Origin of the sequence: Ruegeria faecimaris, from assembly GCF_900182615.1 — a bacterium.
Taxonomy (GTDB): Bacteria; Pseudomonadota; Alphaproteobacteria; order Rhodobacterales; family Rhodobacteraceae; genus Ruegeria; species Ruegeria faecimaris.
Genome location: NZ_FXTE01000003.1, coordinates 258,193 through 277,169, shown reverse-complemented (window position 1 = coordinate 277,169; position 18,977 = coordinate 258,193). Strand labels below are relative to the sequence as shown.

Below are 18,977 nucleotides of genomic sequence, written 5' to 3'. Positions count from 1 at the left end.
GGGCAAGCGAGGCTAGGTCATGATGCTGCGACATTCAGATGCCTCCGTTGCTTTCCGGAATGCTGTGACAGTATGCTTTTTGGTCCATCTACCCGTACTTTGCCGCCCTCTATGACGATAACCCTATCGACAAGTTCCAATAGGCTGGTTCGATGGGTTACGATCAGCATAGTTGTGTCGGGGGTCGCCTTTTTGAGCCGCTGTATGACCTCAGCTTCGGTTTTGACGTCCATGGCACTTGTTGGCTCGTCCAGAAGAAGAACCGGAGGTTTATCAATCAAGGCTCTGGCCAAGGCGATGGCCTGCCGTTGTCCCCCTGACAATCCCTCACCGCGCTCTGCCAGATTTTGGTCATAGCCTCCGGGATGGCGAGAGACAAAATCCTCGACCCCAGCGACTTGCCCCGCCCAAATCAGGTCCTCATCCCTTGGCCTGATTGCGCCGCTTTTGATATTGTCGCGGATTGACCCGGAAAACAGCCAAATATCTTGCAGAACAGAGCCGATATTGCGTCGCAAATCACCTGGATCAATTTGTCTGATATCGACCCCATCCAATTGAACAGACCCGGCGTCTGGATCGTACAAGCCAAGCATTAGCCGCGCGACCGTGCTTTTCCCCGAGCCGATCGGACCAAGGATTGCAACCTTCTCTCCGGGCGAGATGGTGAATGAAACACCGGACAAGACGTTGTCGTGTTTTTCGGGATAAGCAAACTGGATATTTTCGAAGGTTAATCTCCCTTCAAAGCGATCGCGACTGATCCAGCTCCGCCCTTCGGGGCGTTCACTGTCGGCCTGCATTAAGGCATTAAGGTTTTGATAGGCATTTCGGGCCTGATTAACCCGTGTCAGGGTCTGTGCCAGTTGCCCAAGTGGCGCAAGAGCCCGCCCGGTCAACATGACCGAAGCAACAAGCGCGCCCATGCTTGCCTGACCATCCATCACAAGAAAAACACCGTAGAAAACGATAAGGACCTGGGCGGCCTGTTGGGTAAATCCGGTCAGATTCAAGGCAAATTGAGTCACTGCCCTGCTGCGCGCGCTATGTGATGACTGAAGCTGTATGGCAGCCTCCCACCGCGACCTCATTGGCCGGGCCGCCGCTGTCGTTTTTATGGTCTCCAACCCGGTTACAGTTTCGACCAGAACCGATTGCTTGGATTGACCATCGATGAAGCTTTTCTCGGCAAGACGAGAAAGTATAGGTTGCACGATGATGCCTGCTAGCAAAACGACAGGCACAGCCAGAGCTGGAACAAGTGCAAGCGGGCCACCGACCAAGTAAATGACAAAGATAAACAATGCTATGAAGGGTAGATCCACGACTGCCACCAAGGTGGCGGATGTGAAAAACTCACGGAGTGTCTCAAATTCACGAATGGTGCTGGCCATGGCCCCTGTCGAACCTGTGCGCGCCTTCATGCGAATGTTGAGGACCTGGTCAAAGACTCTACGGCCCATCGAAATATCTGCTTTCTGGCCAGCCCGATCTATGAATCCTGCCCGCAGGAGTTTGAGCACGAAATCAAAAAGCAGCGCGATCCCAACACCTGCTGTCAAAGCAATCAGAGATTCTGTGGCTTCGTTTGGCAAAACACGGTCATAGACGACCATGATAAAGACCGAGGTAGATAGACCAAGCAGATTTGCCAACGCCGCCGCAAGCGCAACCTGAGTGTAAGACCAACGATTTGCCGTCATAGCGGACCAAAACCAGTGGCCCGAAGCAGAACTGGACCCCGTGGCTAAATCCTCACGGTGATTGCGCCGCAGCAGGATCGCAAACCCTGTATAGACATCTGATAGAACGGTTTGCTGAATTTCACCTATTTCCGAACCAACCTCTGGATCATAGATCAGAACCCGACCATTTGAGGTTCGGCCATGAAACACAACGGATCTTCCCCCTTCAAGAATCAACAACGCAGGAACCAAAGTGTTGTCAAAAGCTGACAAAGCCCTTCTTCCGTATCCCGCCTGGATCCCAACACGCCGTGCCAGTTCCAATGAATCGCGGATTGTAAGCTCTCCGTTCGAGCCTGTTTGGGCCGCGAGAATCCCGGCAAAAGTGATTGGACAGTCAAGATGGGCCGCAGCGTGCATCAGGCATTTTTCAAAGCACGATAATTCGGGCATTGCGAAGGCAGGTGTCAATTGTTTCATTGAGAACCCTCAACGGAACTGATTGAAATGCCAAGGAGATCCAGGATGTCACCAGTCAAACTAAGGATTGCGTAGTCTGTCAGGAAATAGTTCTGTTCGGCTAGGATAAGTCTTTCCTGCGCATTCACATAGTCGCGCTGTGCGTCAAGGATTTCGATCAGACTGCGTCGTCCGATTGTGAATTGCGCGCGCGCCGCTGCAACACTGTCAGCATTCGCCTGCGCAGCTATTCGCGCCTCTTTAAGCCGTTGTGCTCCAGCAATTTGGTCAGTGCGAATTGTGTCCAGCTCTCTTTGTATTTCTCGCGTTAGGGATTGATGAACGAATTCCGCTTCGCGAACTTTGGCTTCAGCCGCGGTGATGGTGGCACGGCGCTGTCCAGTAGAGTCCAGCTCATAATTGAAGGACAGGTCGACCCCGAAATTTGCGTCATTGCTATCATCGCGATCCGCAAATGCCGAAACATTCACGCCGGGTTGACGGCGTGCCAAAGCGGCAGAACGTTCTGCCTTGGCGGCAAGCAGGGCCGCTTCCGAACGTCGAATCTGCAGGCTTCCCGTTACGATACTATGATCCGATTGTGAGATCGTCGGCGCTTTGACTGGGGGTTGAAGATCACCTGACGGGCTGCCAAAAACTTCACGAAACCGGGCATCTGCGAGGTCCACTCTGGCTTTTGCATCCGCCAGTCGCGTCCGTGCATCGGCCATCCGCGACCGCGCTGTCAATACATCGGCGTTCGAACCAGCGCCTAATGCAGCCCTCTCGGAAATTTGTTGAACGAGCTGTTGGTGGACTTCCACATTTTTCACCGAAATATCCAGGATTTTCCGTAAATCCAAGACCACTATATAGACCTCAATCGCAGCCAGAGCGGTTGCCGAGGCTGTTGTTAACTGGCCGCCGCGACTTTCAAAAACCCGTGCTTTTGCAGCAGTCAAATCACCGGATGCGGCCCCCCCGTCATAAACGAGCTGTGAGATCCGCAGATAAGGGGTCACGTCGGCTGTGTCCGAGTCTACCCGCTCGGATCTGGCGTTGATTCCAAGTGAAACCTGCGGAAGAAAGGCCCCTTTTGCCGCGTCGTGATTGGCTACCGCCACATCCAGCGCGGACATAGTTCGCGCGAGGTTGGGGCTGGTCTCGACAGCGTGCCGTACGCGCTTGCCAAAGGAACTGGTGGTCAGTTTCTGAGATGGTTCATGTGTGCGGAAACCCACGGCCCCGGTTGAAAAAGAAGCCTCGACACCGGCAATGTCAGGTGGTTGGGTACAGGCCGATACTATGCTGAAAGAGAGAGCAGAAATCAGAAAACTCAAAAAGCGACCGCATGTGGGCATTTGTCATTCACACTTCATTAGGACCAGATTACGTCATCGGTTTGGGCTTGGGCGAATGCATTCATGAAACCGGTAAGTTCTGAATTTTCGGTGTATTTTACAGATGCACCGGCCTGGGAAATCTGCTTTTGCGCCTGAAAAAGCCATCTGAGATTGGATAATGAAGCCTGATGGCCATAGATCAGGCGTAAGCCTTTTGTTTCGACCAGTTCCAATTTGCGTTTTGCCGATAGCTGTTCCAGGCGTGCAGAGTTGATTTGCAACCAGTTATGTGCAGAGCCGAATTCCAAATTGCCGCTCAGGGGCTCAAACAGCCCAAATGCGTCTATCATCTTGCAAATTTCGGTTGTTCTAATCTGAGAGGTTGCGCGCGCTTTCAAGAAGTTTTGAACTTCTTTCAATTCAGTGCCGAGCGTATCCGGAGTTGAAAAAAAGGGATTGTCAGAGCACTCTTCGGTCAACAGGCCTGAACCTTCATCTACCACCAGCTGAAAGGTGCTGCCGTTATCCATTCGGCGGCACGAAAAGGGGTGGCTGCGCAGTTCGGACGGAATATAGCTGGCCAGCCAACGCCCTTCTGTTGAAACAAATGGCGAGGGTTCACCAGCAAGAAGTGAATATACAGCAATCGGTTCAATTTCTGGGCCGGTCCTGCGAAACACAATCGGAAAAGTGGCTGCAATCTGGAGCACCTCTTCTTCCACGATCACGCTCTCGGTGCGTTCAGCTGCAAAGTCATAAGATGTGAAACGCTTCCAATACTGATGACTGTGACGGTTGAAATTGATTGGAACTAGGCCATTCTGTGCCATGGCAACCTCTTGAATATCGAGAATACTGCCACCCGTGCAGGGTGGCAGTGTAGTCGAGCGTCAGGCACTGGCCCCGGTTGGATCGGTATGCAGAATATTGTCAGCAGTAAGCCCGCTGAGGTCATCCAATCCGGTGAAATGGGCCACCGTTTCGACTGTCGCCGCATCGGATGCGGAATAGTCGACCTTGACTAGCACACTGTCAGTTCCATCCGTAGCCAGGACATAGATCTCGTCACCTGCTTCGGCGCCGGTAAGGCTTTCGACCGCGGTCTCGATGGTTTGAGCAGTCAGATCGCTCAGCTCTGTCGTCAAACCAACCACTCCGGTGTCCGCGCCTAGTGCATCCCCTACTGAAAGCGTTTCCACACCTGTTCCGTCGCCGCGCAGGCTGTCGACATCCAACCCACTGAACATGATCGCATCAGCGGTGTCAGTCGCGGGTCCAGTCGTGAAGCCAGTGATCGTATCAACGCCATTTGCTGTTGGGTCCGGCTCGAACACGACAATGTCCCGACCAGCACCTGAGACATCCACTGTGTCATCGCCGTCCTGGCCACGAATGACGTTGTCGATGTTGGTTGCAATCAATGTGTCGTCGCCTGACGTCCCGATCTGCAGCACCGATGGACCACCATCCGGAGTCGTCAACGTCAGAACAATCGGTTCAGAGGCATCTAGAACTGTCATCGTGAATGTGACGATGGGTTGGGACAGGTCGGAATAGGTGGTCGCCGCGCCAGCAAAACTGACGGCTGATCCACTCACCGGGTTCGTCAGGAACAAATCGAATGCCCCATTCTCGACATCTGATCCGGTGTCAAACGTCACCACTGAGGGATCGAAACCCAGTTCGGCTGTGATCGCCAGACCGCTGGACAGATCCGTATCAGGGTCTGCGTAGATTTCAAATGTGACTGTTGATCCACTTTGTCCGGCTTCAGTGATCACATAGGCTGCAGGTTCATGGGCCGTGTTTTCATCCGTAACTGGCAAAGGATCAGGGCCACCTGCCACAGATACCTCTGCGCCAAAGTCCAGATCATCCCCCGCCTCGACTGATGCAAAGGTCGCAACACTTACCAACAGTGTCCAGGTTCCGTCGGCACCGACCGTAGCGGTTCCGACTGACATGGAATTCAACGTCACATCTACAGCCTCGCCTGCGGCAAGGCCTATTGACGTGCCAGAGACAACGACTCCTGAATTTTGGGCGTCATTCAATGAAACGGCACCGTTTGTTCCGGTGTCATTGATTGTCAGGACAGGCCGGAAATCCGTGGTTAACGGGGTGGCGGCGGCGGTAGAGATGTTGCCGGCGGAATCCGTAACCGTCGCTGAAACCTGGAAGGTTGTGCTGTCTGCCAACGCTCCCAAGTCACCGGACGGAACGGTTGCTGACCAGGTGCCACTTGAGGCGGTGCCTGTATAGGACTGCCCGTTCAGTGTGACTGTAACCATTTCCCCGTCGGCGGCATCCGTTGTCCCGGTGATCGTCAGGTCACTATCTTTTTCGGATACATCCAGCTCTGACCCGACCGAAAGAGGGTCGATCGTGACCGATGGCGCGGTAAAGTCTGTGTCAAAACTGGTTGATGTCGCTGTTGTGTTCCCAGCCGCATCCGAAGCAGATGCCTCGACATCGTAGGTTTCGCTATCCTGAAGTCCGGCCAAATCCGCGGCTGAGGCGGTATAGGTCCAGGACCCGCCCGTTACGGTCGCCGTGCCGGTGACGTCAACTGTGCCGTCCTGCCGAACGATTTCTACGGTCACAACCGTGCCATCTGCCGCATCAGAGGTTCCGGACACTGTAAGGTCGGTTCCTTGTTCCGCGGCGTTCATGACAGCCCCATCCGACAACCCGGTGATAGAGACCGCCGGTGCTGTGAAATCCGTTGTGAAACTGCCGCTGGCCTGCAGGGCAGGGTTTCCAGCCGCGTCCGAGACATCTGCGGTAACATTGACGGTTGCTGCATCGGACAGGGCAGCAAGATCTATCGCCGGGACGGTCGCCGACCAAGTACCGCCAGAGGCGGTTGCGGTGTAGTCCTGCCCATTCATGGAAACGGTTACGGTTTGACCATCCTCAGCGTTCGTTGTTCCAGAGATTGTCAGATCAGTGCCCTGTTCGGCTGCATTCATGACAGCGCCGTCGGAAAAGTTGTCGATGCTTACAGTCGGCGCGGTGGCATCTTTCGAAAGCGGGACACTTGCCTGCGGTGCAGATAGGCCGTCTGTGTCAAGCACATCCGCCGTGATCGTGAAATCGCCCCCATCTGCCAGCGATGCAAGATCGCTTGCAGGGACGGTGACGCTCCAACTGCCGCCGCTGACTGTACCGGTGTAGGTTTGTCCATCCAGGGTGACTGTCACCACCTGGCCGTCCTGAACGTTTCCTGTTGTGCCAGAGATTGTCAGATCAGACCCGGTTTCGGCAGCGTTGAGGACCGCACCAACGGACAATGGCGCGATATTCACCGAAGGCCCCGTCAGATCGACCGGTACCGAAGCCGTGGCCGGGACCGATGGGTTGCCTGCCACATCGTCAACGACAACATTTACCGAGGCCGGATTTCCGGTGGAGAGCGAGCCGAGATCGCCGCTGGGGATGGTAACACTCCAAGTGCCACCCGATGCGGTGCCGGTATATGTCTGGCCATCGAAAGTCACGGTGACCGTCTGCCCGTCTGCGGCGGATGTCGACCCGGTGACAATCAGGTCAGAGCCGATGTCCCCCAGGCCAATCGAACCGCCAGAGACCGGATCAAGCGTGATCGTTGGAGCGCTAAAATCTGTGTCAAAGCTTGCGCTTGTCTGTATCGCCGGATTTCCTGCGCGGTCGTCGACATCGGCAGTCACTGAAACGGTCACCCCGTCAGGCAGGGCGGCCAGGTCTGTGGCCGGCACGGTAACACTCCAGTGGCCGCCGCCATTCACTGTCCCAGTATAAGTCTGCCCGTTTACAGATACCGTTACTGTTTGACCTCTCTCGGCGTCAGAAGTGCCCGAGATTGTAAGATCAGTCGCTTGCTCGGCGGCATTCAGAATGGCCCCGTCCGAAAAGCCCGTAATGCTGACCGTCGGTGGAAGAGTGTCCACATCGAATCTTACCGTTTCGACCGATACTTCCTCACCCGTTCCATCCAGGTTGCGAACGGTGACTGTTGTCACACCTTGAGGGAGGCTAGCCGCCTCAACCGCCGTAAGGGAAATACTCCAACTGCCATCTGGATTGGGCGTTGCCGTCTTGGTCAGTGATCCGATTGTCACCTCGACCGTTGTGGTTCCGGTCGGTGCCATCAGGTTTGCGCTGGCGCTGTTCAATGCGTTCGCTTGCAGACCAGCAAGGTTCAGGCTCTGGAAATTTGGAGCGGGCGCCGGAGCCTCGTCATCTCCACCGCCACCGCCACCACCTCCTCCTGCTGCGGCTGCACCCGCCAGACCAAGGCCCCCCAAAACAGCACCGGCGCCGCTAACGCCGCCAGCGGCTGCTGCGGCTCCCCCGGCTTCGGCGGCCAGTGCGAATTGCGCGACTTCCGCCGCCGCATCTTCGGCAATCATGATGGAGCCGCCGTCCAGGATATGAACATTCTCTGCCGAGACCAAAATCGTGCGCCCATCTTCCAGTTTGAGAAGAACATCGCCATTTGCCAGTAGCTTTGCGCTGTTAACGCCGGGAATCGCATCAGCGAATTGGAAGGTGTCCAGTTCTTCGGTCGTGGCCTGTGCCAACGCAGGAAGGGCAAGCAAGGCCGAACTTAGGCTGCCTGCGATGCCGCGCCCGACCCAGCGGCGCATTTTGTTGTCGATCCACTTGCGTATCTGTTGCCGCTGACCCGCATCGGGCCGGGTACTTGCAGGATTGCGTGTCATATCAGGTGTTTTGGTCATCTTGCCCTCACATGCTGTTTCCGCGCTGAAATCATGGGCAGCGACGTTTTGTTCATGTGTGTTGCCCATCGGATGTTCATGCGGTCGGACCAGAAAAAATTGTGTTAAACTGAAACCGAACTCCTCGTTTTCACCACAATCCCGCTTTGGTATTGGACCGGGCATCAGATCATCCTGTTCAAGAGCCAGATTTTGGCGTGGGGTGATTTGGTATGATGCTTCAGTTCGGCGGAGTAGTTGCAACAGGGAGCGCAGCGCTCGATTCAGGTATCGGCGATACGGCTTTAGAAACGTTTAACGGGGAAACGTATCTGTACAGCCTGACCGGACAGGGAGGGGGCATTGTCGTATGGCACCTCGTCGAAGGTGCGGTTCCCCAGCAGCAAGATATAGAATATTTCAGCGGTACAATCTCGGGCACCGTTGGACGTTCCGGGGTAATGGTTTCTCTGTTTGGGGGCGATCAGATCGTTCTGGATGTCAGGTCCGCAACCGGCCTTGTCAGCTACGAAATCCTTCCAGACGGATCTATCGGAGAATTGCAGGAAACCGGGTCCCTGAACGGTGGGGGTGGCTATTCGGCCTTAGTGCAGGTTTCCTTTGGATCGGTCGACATTCTGGCCGTGGCGCAAGAGGACAGCGGGTTGATTTCGACCTATACGGTCGGCTCAGACGGCTTACTGACCTTTGCGGGGGCCGTTGCAGGTCAGGCCGACTCAATCAAGACCGCTCAGTCCGGGTCGGATCAATTTGTCGTCGCAACCGACGCCACCAGCAATTCGATAACGACCTATTTGGTGGACAGCAGCGCGGGAACCTTGAGCCTCGCAGATTCCGGCGATGGGGTCTCGACCTTGGGCATTGGCGCCCCAACGGCCGTCGAAATTGTGCAGGCGCATGGCCATTCCTGGGTCATCGTTGCTGGCAGCGAAAGCAACACGATCAGCGTCATGGAGCTGTCTGGTGATGGCCGGTTGATACCCACCGATCATGTGCTGGATACACTGAATACCCGCTTTGAATCGGCTCAGGACCTGGCCGTGGTCGAAGTGAATGGTCAGGTGTTTGTCGTGGCCGGGGGAGGCGATGATGGGGTGACACTGTTTACCCTGACACCGGATGGTCAACTGGTCTATCTGGACAGTTTTGCCGATACGTTGAGCACCGGGCTGCAAAATGTCGAATCGCTCAGCCTGGCCCATGTCGGGGACGAAATTCAGATCTTTGCGGCCTCACAAGAAGAGGCCGGGTTGACGCAGCTTACTTTTTCGGTCGCTGACTTGGGTATCGTCGCGGACGGTTATGGGACAGTCACTGGCACCGCGCAGAACGATATGCTCAGTGGCAGCATTCTTGATGCCTCTCTACTTGGCGGCGGCGGCGATGACATCCTGATAGCGGGGATTGGGGCCACTACGATGACCGGCGGTTCCGGGTCTGATATCTTTGTGATGCAGACCGGAGCCGCGATGACAACGATTACCGATTTTGAAGTCGGATCGGACAGGTTGGATCTGTTTGACTATCCATTTCTGCGCTCACCTGTACAGCTCACTTTTACGTCCACCGTGCAAGGTGCGCAGATCGAGTATCTGGATAATGTGGTTCAGGTGTTTTCGGCGTCAGGTGCTCCGCTGACCAGTTCAGATGTCTTTGGCGCCGGATTTGGCGGACCAGACCATATTCCGGTGGATTTGAACGGTTTGGGCGGGCTCGACCCGGACAGTTCGGCAGGCATTCAAGGGGATATTACCATTGATTCACAAGCTGCAAATCCGGGCCTGTCAAACGCTGAAATACGTTTCAACCCGGAAGGGGGCGGCGCGGTTAGTGTCCAAGCCGACGATGAAGGGAGGTTCGATCTGGATCTGCCTTCGGGCACATTTATCGGTGAACTGGATATCATAAAGTCCTATTCGGCTGGGACCGGCGAGATCACCGCTCTGGACGCATTGCAGGTCTTGCGACTTTCCGTGGGACTGGACCCGACATGGGGGCAGGCAGCACCGGAAAACCTGATTGCGGCCGATATCAATCAAGATGGCCTCATCAACGCTCTGGATGCGCTGGCTATCTTGCAGATCGCCGTCGGATTGCCCACAGCGCATGAGGCAGAGTGGGTGTTTCTGGACGCAGATGCCGATTTGTCGGGGATCACAAGTTCAAACGTGACCTACGAAACCGGTGTCGATGTCGTCGCGGTAGACGGAGTGATCACGACTGACATGACTTCGATCCTGTTGGGCAATCTCGAAGCGGTTTAAAGACGACGGAATCTATTCCCGGAAGGCCCTGTTAAAGTAATCGGCCATCGGTTTTATCAGATATGAAAACGGGGATCGCTCGTCCGTCCTGATCATCGCTTCGACTGGCATGCCGGGTACAAGGCGTTGCCCGTTCAGGCGCTCGATCTGGTTGGCATCAGGTAACATTTCAGCGCGATAAAATGTGTGTCCGGTGTTCTCATCAGTGAACGTATCGGCAGAAATCGTGACAACATGCCCTTCGATTTCGGGGGTTTCGCGTTGGTTGAAGGCGGGAAATCGCAGGAGGGCGGGCTGCCCAATATACACTTGGTCCACATGAATCGCATCTACGCGAGCGGCGATCAGCAGAGGAATTTCCTGTGGTACGACATACATCATCGGTTCTGCCGGTTGCACTACCGAATGCAGTGCAAACACCTGGCTTCCATAGACTGTACCGGAAACCGGCGCCCTAATATCCAGCCGCGATAGACGAACAGCCAACGAGAGCCTGCGTTCAGACAGTTCCGCGATTTTCGATTGCGCATCGCGTAGGGCGGTGATTGCTTCTTCGCGGCGTGTCGCCTGCAGTTCTACAATCTTGATCTCGGTTGCCGCGATTTGGCCTTTGAGCCGCGCGGCAGCCGCTTCGAGCCTGCCTATTTCACCTGTCAGGCTGGCTTCTTCGCGTTGCAAGGCGGATACCCGACTGGCTTGTGTCAGGCCGCGTTGAAGCAGGCTTTGCTGGTCCTGCAGCTCCTCCTGTATCAGATCGACCTGACGGCGCAGCGAGACCAGTTGCGCCAAGGTGCCCTCGATCTCGCTTTCTATCTGAATGCGTTGCTTGCTCAACTGCTGAGTCTGCTGATTTAGGGTATTCAGACGTGCCTCGAACAGGCGTTGCTGGCCGGCGATCAGCTCAGGGTCAATGTCTTCTTGTTTCTGTACGTCGTTCAGCGCGGATGTCAAAACAGTCAGATCAGTGCCATCGCGTTCGGCCTGAAGCCGCGCCTTTCGGACGAGTAATTCAAACAGCTGCGCCTCAACGATGGTCTTTTCCGAGGTCAGAAACGTGTCATCCAGACGTAACAGAATGTCGCCGCCGGTGACGGAATCACCGTCGCGCACAAAAATCTCGCCGACCACGCCACCGTCTGGATGCTCGACTACCTGGCGGTTGCTTTGAACTTCGATGACGCCCTGCGATACAATGGCGCCTGCCAGCCTGGTCTGCACCGCCCAAAAGCCCAACCCGCCGATTAAAATAGCCAGTGCGAGAAACCCGACCAGAGCAGGAAATGTAATGCGCCAAACAGGGCGCGTGTTTTTATGATTGGGCTTTTGCATTACTCACCCACCCGTGCCAGACCCTTTTTGATCGCATTTGCGTTCTGAACCATGGCGCTTAGCACCTCGTCGCGGCTGCCGGATTTCACAACCTGCCCATTTTCAACAACTGCAAGATCGTCGCATTCGGAAATGGCCTGTGGCCGGTGCGTCATGATGATGGCTGATTTACCCGCGGCCTTCAGTTCTCGGATCGCGGTGTTCAATGCCTCAGTGCCATCAGCATCCAGAGCCGAGTTCGGCTCGTCCAGGATCAGTAGGACAGGATTTCCATACAAAGCGCGCGCCAGAGCAATACGTTGCTTTTGGCCACCCGACAGTTGACTGTCATTGCCTTCCAGAAACGTGTCGTACCCCTTTTCCAATGTCAGGATCAGGTCATGAGCCTTGGCTTTCTTGGCTGCAGCGATGACCGCTTCCGAATCCGGGTTTTGGGACATCCGGGCGATGTTTTCGGTCACTGTTCCGTTGAACAAAGTGACTTCCTGCGGCAGATAGCCGATGTGTTGGCCCAAATCATCAGTCCCGTATTGATCCAGTGTAGCGCCTCCAAGCCTGATTTCGCCAACGGCCGGTTTCCACAATCCTAACAGGGCCTTGGCAAGTGTGGATTTTCCTGACCCGCTTTTGCCGATCACGCCCAAAGCTTTGCCCGGTTCTAGTTTCAGTGAAACGTTCCTGAGTGTCGGTAAATCGGCGCCGGGTGGTACAACGGTCAGTCCTTTGGCGATCAGGCGCGCATCTGGTACAGGCAATTTGGTCCGGTCCGGCTCGGGCGGGGTGGTGTCCAGGAATCGGTTCAGTGAAATCCACGCAGATCGCGCACGCTCCACCAATGCCCATTGGCCCACCGCCTGCTCGACCGGGGCCAATGCGCGCCCAAGCAGGATGGACCCTGCAATCATTGCCCCAGGGGACAGTTCGTTTCTTAAAACCAGCAAAGCTCCCAATGCCAGCATGGCAGATTGCAAGAACAGCCGCATCGACTTGGTTAATGAGGTAAAGCTTCCGGTCCAATCGCTGGCCGAGATGGTCTGTCTCAGCGCATCGGTCCTCTGGGTCAGCCAGCGTTGCGAGATGTCGTGCTGCATTCCTTGCGAGCGGACAACTTCTGCGGCTTGTCTGGCATGTTCCGAGAATGAGCCTGCCCGCGCCGAGGCCTGCTGCGCAGCGGCAACCTTTCTATGAGTGAGCGCCTGATTAAGCAGAGCGATGACAATCAGGATCGCGCCACCCGCAACCGCAAGCCATCCAAGCATCGGGTGGAATAGGAAGATTGCTGCCAGAAAAACCGGTGTCCAGGGGATATCCATTACGGCCAGCAAAACAGGTGAGGAACACAGGTTCTGGATTGCCTCAAGGTCGCGCAAGGCAGTGGCTGGGGCTGCACGGGCCTGCGGAACAAGAGATTTTCGCAGCGTTGCCTCGAACACCCGCTCGTCCAGTTGCGACTGGAACCTCGCTCCGAACCGCGCAACGATACGTCCTCGCGCAAAATCCAGCATGGCCATAAGGCTATATAATAGAGCGACAATCAGAAACAGCGCCGTGAGGGTTTCAACCGCCCGAGAGGCAAGGACCCGGTCATAAACCTGCAGCATGAATAAAGGCCCCGTCAGCATCAGCAGGTTGACAAAGATGCTGAACAGGAAGGCCAGTGCCAGAAATGACAGCCCCTTGTTGCGCACCTTGCGCAACTCATGTCTGGCAGGCAGGGACCTGGGAATTTCAGAGCTCACGTTGTTAGCCTTGGGTTACTGTTCGATACGGGCATTTGCGCCTTAATTTCTTGCACATTAGCCTTTGGTAAGCCTAATGCAAATGTGCGACTTCCCGGTTCAGGGAAATGGGCTGATATGTCAACATGATCACCACAGTCTCAAGCGGGTTTCTGCCAGAATGGGGCGATGGATCGCAAGGTGCTAAACGCTGCACACAAATGAGCAACTTACGATCTGTAGGAAAGCAAAAACTGACGAACCTGAATCCGGCGTCAGCCTGAATTCTTTTGATGCAGGTCAATGCGCAGCGCCAGCGAATGGCGTTCATGTAGAACCGTTCAGGTCGCCTCGGGGTCATTCATCCTTAGAAATCTCATATTGAGACTGTATGAAGGGACCGGAAGTTTCGAAACCCAATCTCAGCTCTTTTAGGAGTTTGATGACATGAAGCTCAAGTTTCCAACTGCATATACAATTCTGTTTGCGTTGATAGCACTGGTCGCCATTGCAACCTGGTTTGTTCCCGCTGGCCAATATGACCGCGTCGCTAACGAAGCCCTGGGACGCGATGTTCCGGTACCGGGCAGCTATCAGGTTGTCGAGCCCAATCCGCAGGGGTTCTATGACGTCGTACTGGCCCCTATCGGGGGGTTCTATGACCCTGTCAGTTATGAAGCGCGGGCGATTGATGTTGCACTTTTTGTGCTGGTGATTGGCGGTTTTTTGGGAGTTGTAACGCGAACCGGGGCGATTGACGCCGGGATTGCGCGCGCAATGGTGCGTCTGAAGGGGCGCGAGAAATGGATGATCCCCATCTTGATGGCCTTCTTTGCTGCGGGGGGCACAATCTATGGCATGGCCGAAGAGTCACTGGCTTTTTACGCGCTGATCATCCCAGTGATGATTGCCGCGCGCTATGACGCGGTAGTGGGTGTGGCCATCATCATGCTGGGGGCGGGGGTTGGCACGCTGGGGTCGACGATTAACCCGTTTGCCACAGTCATCGCCTCGGATGCGGCGGGGGTGCCCTTCACCAATGGCATAATGCTGCGCTTTGCGCTGTTGCTGGCATGCTGGTTGGCCTGTGTGGTCTTTGTCATGCGATATGCAGCCAAGGTCAAAGCCGATCCGGATCTGTCCATCGTTGCCGACAAGCGCGAAAGCAATGAGGCGCATTTCCTCAAAGGTGGCCGCACGGGCGGAGAAGCTCCGACCTTTACGAGTATGCATGGGCTGATCCTTTTGATCTTTGCGGCCAGCTTTGGCGTGATGATCTGGGGTGTCGCGGCAGGAGGCTGGTGGATGGCCGAGATGTCCGGCCTGTTCATAGTGTCCTCGATAGTCGTGGGATTGATCGCACGGATCGGGGAAGAGGAATTCACCTCGACCTTCGTTGACGGTGCCCGGGATTTGCTGGGGGTTGCGCTGGTGATCGGGATCGCGCGCGGGATCGTAGTGGTCATGGACGCAGGAAACATCACCGATACCATTTTGTATTGGGCAGAAAGTGCCGTGGATGGTTTGGGCAAAGTGGCCTTTATCAATGCGATGTTCGCCTTGCAGGGGCTGTTGTCCTTCCTCGTCCCGTCATCTTCGGGCCTGGCGGTTCTGACGATGCCGATCATGGCGCCGCTAGCAGACTTTTCCGGCGTAGAACGGTCTTTGGTCGTGACGGCCTATCAGTCAGCCAGCGGTTTGGTGAACCTGATTAACCCCACCTTTGCGGTGGTCATGGGCGGGCTTGCCCTAGGGCGTGTGCCCTATGAACGCTGGCTCAGTTTCATGTGGCCGCTTTTACTGATCCTGATCGTCATCATCATGGCCGGGCTCAGCCTTTCCGCGTTGGCATGAGGTCGCATTATGCCCACCGACACCCGATCTAAACCCAAAGGAACCCTTGGGTTCTGGATGTGCACCGCGCTGGTGGTGGGCAATATGATCGGGTCCGGTATTTTCCTGCTGCCGTCTTCTCTGGCCGTGTTCGGGCCAATCTCGATGGCGGGATGGGTTCTGACCGCAGGTGGCGCGATTGTGCTGGCCCTGATCTTTGGTCGGCTGGCGCGATTGTCTTCCAATACCGGCGGGCCATACGCTTATGCGCGCGAGGGCTTTGGTGATTTTGCCGGTTTCCTGATTGCTTGGGGCTATTGGATCGCGCTGTGGTCTGGGAATGCCGCCGTTGCCGTCGCCTTTGCTGGCTATCTCAGCTTTATGGTGCCCGCCATTGGGGAAACTGCGCTCGCGGGATTGGCGGTCTCACTTGGTGCGATTTGGCTGCTCACCTGGGTCAATCTGCGCGGCGTTCGGCAGGCCGGGATTGTACAAGTGGTGACCACGGTGATGAAGCTGGCCCCGCTGCTGGTGCTGATCCTGCTGGGACTGTCCCATGTCCAACCGGCCAACTTCCGGCCGGCCAACCTTAGTGGAATGTCGAACATATCGGCGATCTCGGCCTGCGCGGCGTTGACGCTTTGGGCCTTTGTGGGGCTCGAATCCGCAACGGTTCCGGCGGGCGATGTCAGGAACCCTACCAAAACGATCCCTCTTGCGACGATTGTCGGAACCTGTGTTGCCGCATTGGTCTATATTGCCACGACCTATGTGGCGCTTGGGGTGGTGCCATCCGGCACGCTGGCCGGAAGCAACGCACCGCTGGCGGATGTTGCGCATGTGATGTGGGGGTTTGGCGGTGCGGTATTCATCGCGGTCGGGGCCTGCGTTTCGACCTTCGGCACGCTCAACGGATTTGTGCTGCTGACCGGGCAAGTGCCACTGGGCGCGGCGCGTGACGGGTTGTTCCCGGCCGGTTTTGCCCGGGTGTCACGGACTGGTACGCCGGCATTTGGCCTGATCTCCTCAAGCCTGCTAGCCAGCGCTTTGATCGCTATGAACTACACCCGATCCCTGGCTGAACAGTTTGAATTCATTATTCTGTTGGCCACCCTATCCACGCTGATTCCCTACCTGCTGTGCGCAGGTGCCGAAATTATGATCCGCGCAAAACGCAAAGAACGCACCCGCCTGCCACCGCAGGCCTTTGTGCTGGCGGGTCTCGGTTTTGTCTATTCATTCTGGGCGATTTTCGGCGCTGGAAAAGACGTCGTTTTCTGGGGCGTCCTGTTGCTGTTGGCTGGGTTGCCCATCCATGTCTGGCTGCGTTGGCAGTCCGGCGCGATTACATCAAAGGAGATATCATGACTGGATTTGGCGCACATTCCGAGATTGGGAAACTTCGAAAGGTGATGGTCTGCGAACCGGGTCTGGCCCATTCCCGCCTGACCCCCGGCAATGCGGCAGAATTGCTTTATGACGATGTTCTTTGGGTGCACAAAGCCCGCTCTGACCATGCCGATTTCCGCATGAAGATGGAGGATCGCGGGGTTCAGGTTTTAGAATTCCAGACGCTGCTTGCAGAAACGCTGAAGGACAAGGGAGCCCGTAATTGGGTTCTGGACCGCCGCATTACCGAAAATCAGGTGGGCGTCGGTATGCTGAATGAGCTGCGCGGCTGGTTGGATGAGATGGCGGCCAAGGATCTGGCCAGATATCTGATCGGTGGCATCGCGGTCGAAGATATGCCGTTCAAACCCTCAGGTATGTTCGGCAGCTATCTGGGGCCATTGGGCTTTGTGATCCCACCGATTCCAAATACGCAGTTCACTCGTGACAACAGTTGCTGGATCTATGGCGGCGTTACGGTCAACCCGATGTACTGGCCGGCGCGGCGCCCCGAAACCCTGTTGGTGACCGCGATCTACAAGTTCCACCCCGAGTTCCGCGACGCAGATTTCGAGATCTGGTGGGGTGACCCAGACAAGGATCACGGCGCGGCCACGGTCGAAGGCGGTGATGTCATGCCCTGGGGCAATGGCAGTGTGTTGATCGGCATGGGCGAACGTACCAGTCCGCAGGCGGTTGGTCAGGTTGCCCGCGCTCTGTTTGCCAAAGGCGCGGCGGAGAGGGTTGTTGCCTGTCAGATGCCCCGCAGCCGCGCGGCTATGCATCTGGATACAGTGTTCAGCCATTGCGACCGCGAGACCGCGACTGCCTATGTTGATGTCTGTAACGACATCCAGTGCATCAGCCTGCGCCCCGGAAACAAAGAGGACACGATCGACTTCCGGCGCGATGACAAACATCTGTTCGATGTGGCCGCCGAATGTCTGGGGATCAAATCTCTGAACATCGTGCAGACCGGCGGAGACGCATTCAATCAGGAACGCGAGCAGTGGGACGACGGCAACAACGTGGTGGCGTTAGAGCCCGGCGTGGTCGTCGCTTATGACCGCAACACCTATACCAACACGCTGCTGCGCAAGGCGGGGGTCGAGGTGATCACGATCTCGGGCTCGGAACTGGGGCGTGGACGAGGCGGCGGGCATTGCATGACCTGCCCGATCTGGCGTGACCCCGTGGATTATTGAACCCGATTACTGAAAAAGGAGATTGACCAATGGCATTTAACATCAAGGGCCGCAGCTTCCTGAAACTGCTCGATTTCGACCAGCGCGAGCTGCGTTATTTGCTGGACCTGTCGCGCGATCTGAAACGCGCAAAATATGCGGGGTCTGAAATCCAGCATCTGAAGGGTAAGAACATCTGCCTGATCTTCGAAAAATCCTCGACACGGACCATGTGCGCTTTTGAAGTGGCCGCGATGGATCAGGGGGCTGGCGTCACCTATCTCGGCCCCTCGGGATCACAGATCGGGCATAAGGAAAGCATGAAGGACACTGCCCGCGTGCTGGGTCGCATGTTCGACGGCATCGAATATCGCGGCTTTGGGCAGGAACTGGCGGAAACTCTGGCCGCCAATGCGGGCGTGCCGGTCTATAACGGGCTGACCGATGAGTTCCACCCGACCCAGATGCTGGCCGATCTGCTGACCATGCAGGAATATGGAGAAAAGCCCCTGCATGACATCAAATACGCCTATGTGGGCGACGGGCGGTCCAATATGGGCCATTCGCTGATGATCGCGGGCTGCATGATGGGGATGGACGTCCGCATCGCCGCCCCACGTGATCTGTGGCCGTCCGACGAATTCCGCGGTCCGGCAGAAGAAGCCGCCGCGCGTTACGGCGCGACGCTGACCATCACCGATGATCCTGCGGCCGCCGTGGATGGCGTGGATTTCATCCACACCGATGTCTGGGTCTCGATGGGCGAAGCACCAGAGGTCTGGGACAGCCGGATCAAGCAGCTGACCCCCTATCAGGTCAACAGCGCGTTAATGGCAGCGGCAAACAATCCAAACGTCAAATTCATGCATTGCCTGCCCGCCTTTCACAATACCGAGACTAAAGTGGGCGAAGACATCCACGAGAAATTCGGCATCACCGAAATGGAGGTCACCGAAGAGGTATTCGAAAGCCCCGCCGGTATTCAGTTCGAACAGGCCGAAAACCGAATGCACACAATCAAGGCCGTTCTGGTCGCCACTCTGGGGGCCTGA

11 protein-coding genes are annotated in these 18,977 nt (G+C 56.1%); 5 read left to right on the top strand and 6 right to left on the bottom strand.

The genetic code is table 11. The features are described from left to right. Positions 1-17: 17 nt before the first annotated feature. The 4 genes from FN806_RS09460 to FN806_RS09445 form a co-directional block, all read right to left on the bottom strand. Positions 18-2,165, bottom strand: a complete 2,148-nt coding sequence (locus FN806_RS09460; protein WP_246097219.1) for a type I secretion system permease/ATPase — start codon at positions 2,163-2,165, stop codon at positions 18-20. Beyond that, positions 2,162-3,385 carry a TolC family protein gene (locus FN806_RS09455; protein ID WP_185956672.1) on the bottom strand — a complete coding sequence of 408 codons (1,224 nt, stop codon included), beginning with the start codon at positions 3,383-3,385 and terminating at the stop codon, positions 2,162-2,164. The genes FN806_RS09460 and FN806_RS09455 overlap by 4 nt, the downstream gene beginning before the upstream one ends. A gap of 137 nt (positions 3,386-3,522) precedes the next feature. Further along, entirely contained in the window at positions 3,523-4,317 is a 795-nt protein-coding gene (locus FN806_RS09450) for a SapC family protein (RefSeq protein ID WP_142636409.1), read from the bottom strand. Positions 4,318-4,377: 60 nt separating this feature from the next. After that, complete coding sequence (locus FN806_RS09445; RefSeq protein ID WP_142636407.1) at positions 4,378-8,208, bottom strand: Ig-like domain-containing protein; 3,831 nt, start codon at positions 8,206-8,208, stop codon at positions 4,378-4,380. A gap of 212 nt (positions 8,209-8,420) precedes the next feature. Here FN806_RS09445 and FN806_RS09440 point away from each other — a divergent pair, with 212 nt between their 5' ends. After that, a complete protein-coding gene (locus tag FN806_RS09440) occupies positions 8,421-10,472 on the top strand; it encodes a dockerin type I domain-containing protein (RefSeq protein WP_142636405.1) in 2,052 nt (683 codons plus the stop codon). Positions 10,473-10,484: 12 nt separating this feature from the next. On the opposite strand, the gene FN806_RS09435 is transcribed toward FN806_RS09440, so the two are convergent. Together FN806_RS09435 and FN806_RS09430 are read right to left on the bottom strand one after the other, a co-directional pair. Then, the gene (locus FN806_RS09435; RefSeq protein WP_142636403.1) at positions 10,485-11,801 is read right to left on the bottom strand and encodes an HlyD family type I secretion periplasmic adaptor subunit; all 1,317 of its coding nucleotides are present in this window, start codon (positions 11,799-11,801) and stop codon (positions 10,485-10,487) included. Then, the gene (locus tag FN806_RS09430; protein WP_399169735.1) at positions 11,801-13,540 is read right to left on the bottom strand and encodes a type I secretion system permease/ATPase; all 1,740 of its coding nucleotides are present in this window, start codon (positions 13,538-13,540) and stop codon (positions 11,801-11,803) included. The genes FN806_RS09435 and FN806_RS09430 overlap by 1 nt, the downstream gene beginning before the upstream one ends. A gap of 426 nt (positions 13,541-13,966) precedes the next feature. Here FN806_RS09430 and FN806_RS09425 point away from each other — a divergent pair, with 426 nt between their 5' ends. Genes FN806_RS09425 through argF form a run of 4 tightly spaced genes read left to right on the top strand, consistent with a single transcriptional unit; the run spans position 13,967 to position 18,977 of the window. After that, positions 13,967-15,373: a YfcC family protein gene (locus tag FN806_RS09425; RefSeq protein WP_142636401.1), complete on the top strand. Its 1,407-nt coding sequence runs from the start codon at positions 13,967-13,969 to the stop codon at positions 15,371-15,373. A 9-nt stretch (positions 15,374-15,382) separates the two neighbouring features. Continuing rightward, the gene (locus FN806_RS09420) at positions 15,383-16,720 is read left to right on the top strand and encodes an amino acid permease (protein WP_142636399.1); all 1,338 of its coding nucleotides are present in this window, start codon (positions 15,383-15,385) and stop codon (positions 16,718-16,720) included. Beyond that, positions 16,717-17,946: an arginine deiminase gene (locus FN806_RS09415; RefSeq protein ID WP_142636397.1), complete on the top strand. Its 1,230-nt coding sequence runs from the start codon at positions 16,717-16,719 to the stop codon at positions 17,944-17,946. Before FN806_RS09420 ends, FN806_RS09415 begins: the two co-directional genes overlap by 4 nt. Positions 17,947-17,975: 29 nt before the next feature. Beyond that, a complete protein-coding gene (gene argF, locus FN806_RS09410) occupies positions 17,976-18,977 on the top strand; it encodes an ornithine carbamoyltransferase (protein WP_142636395.1) in 1,002 nt (333 codons plus the stop codon).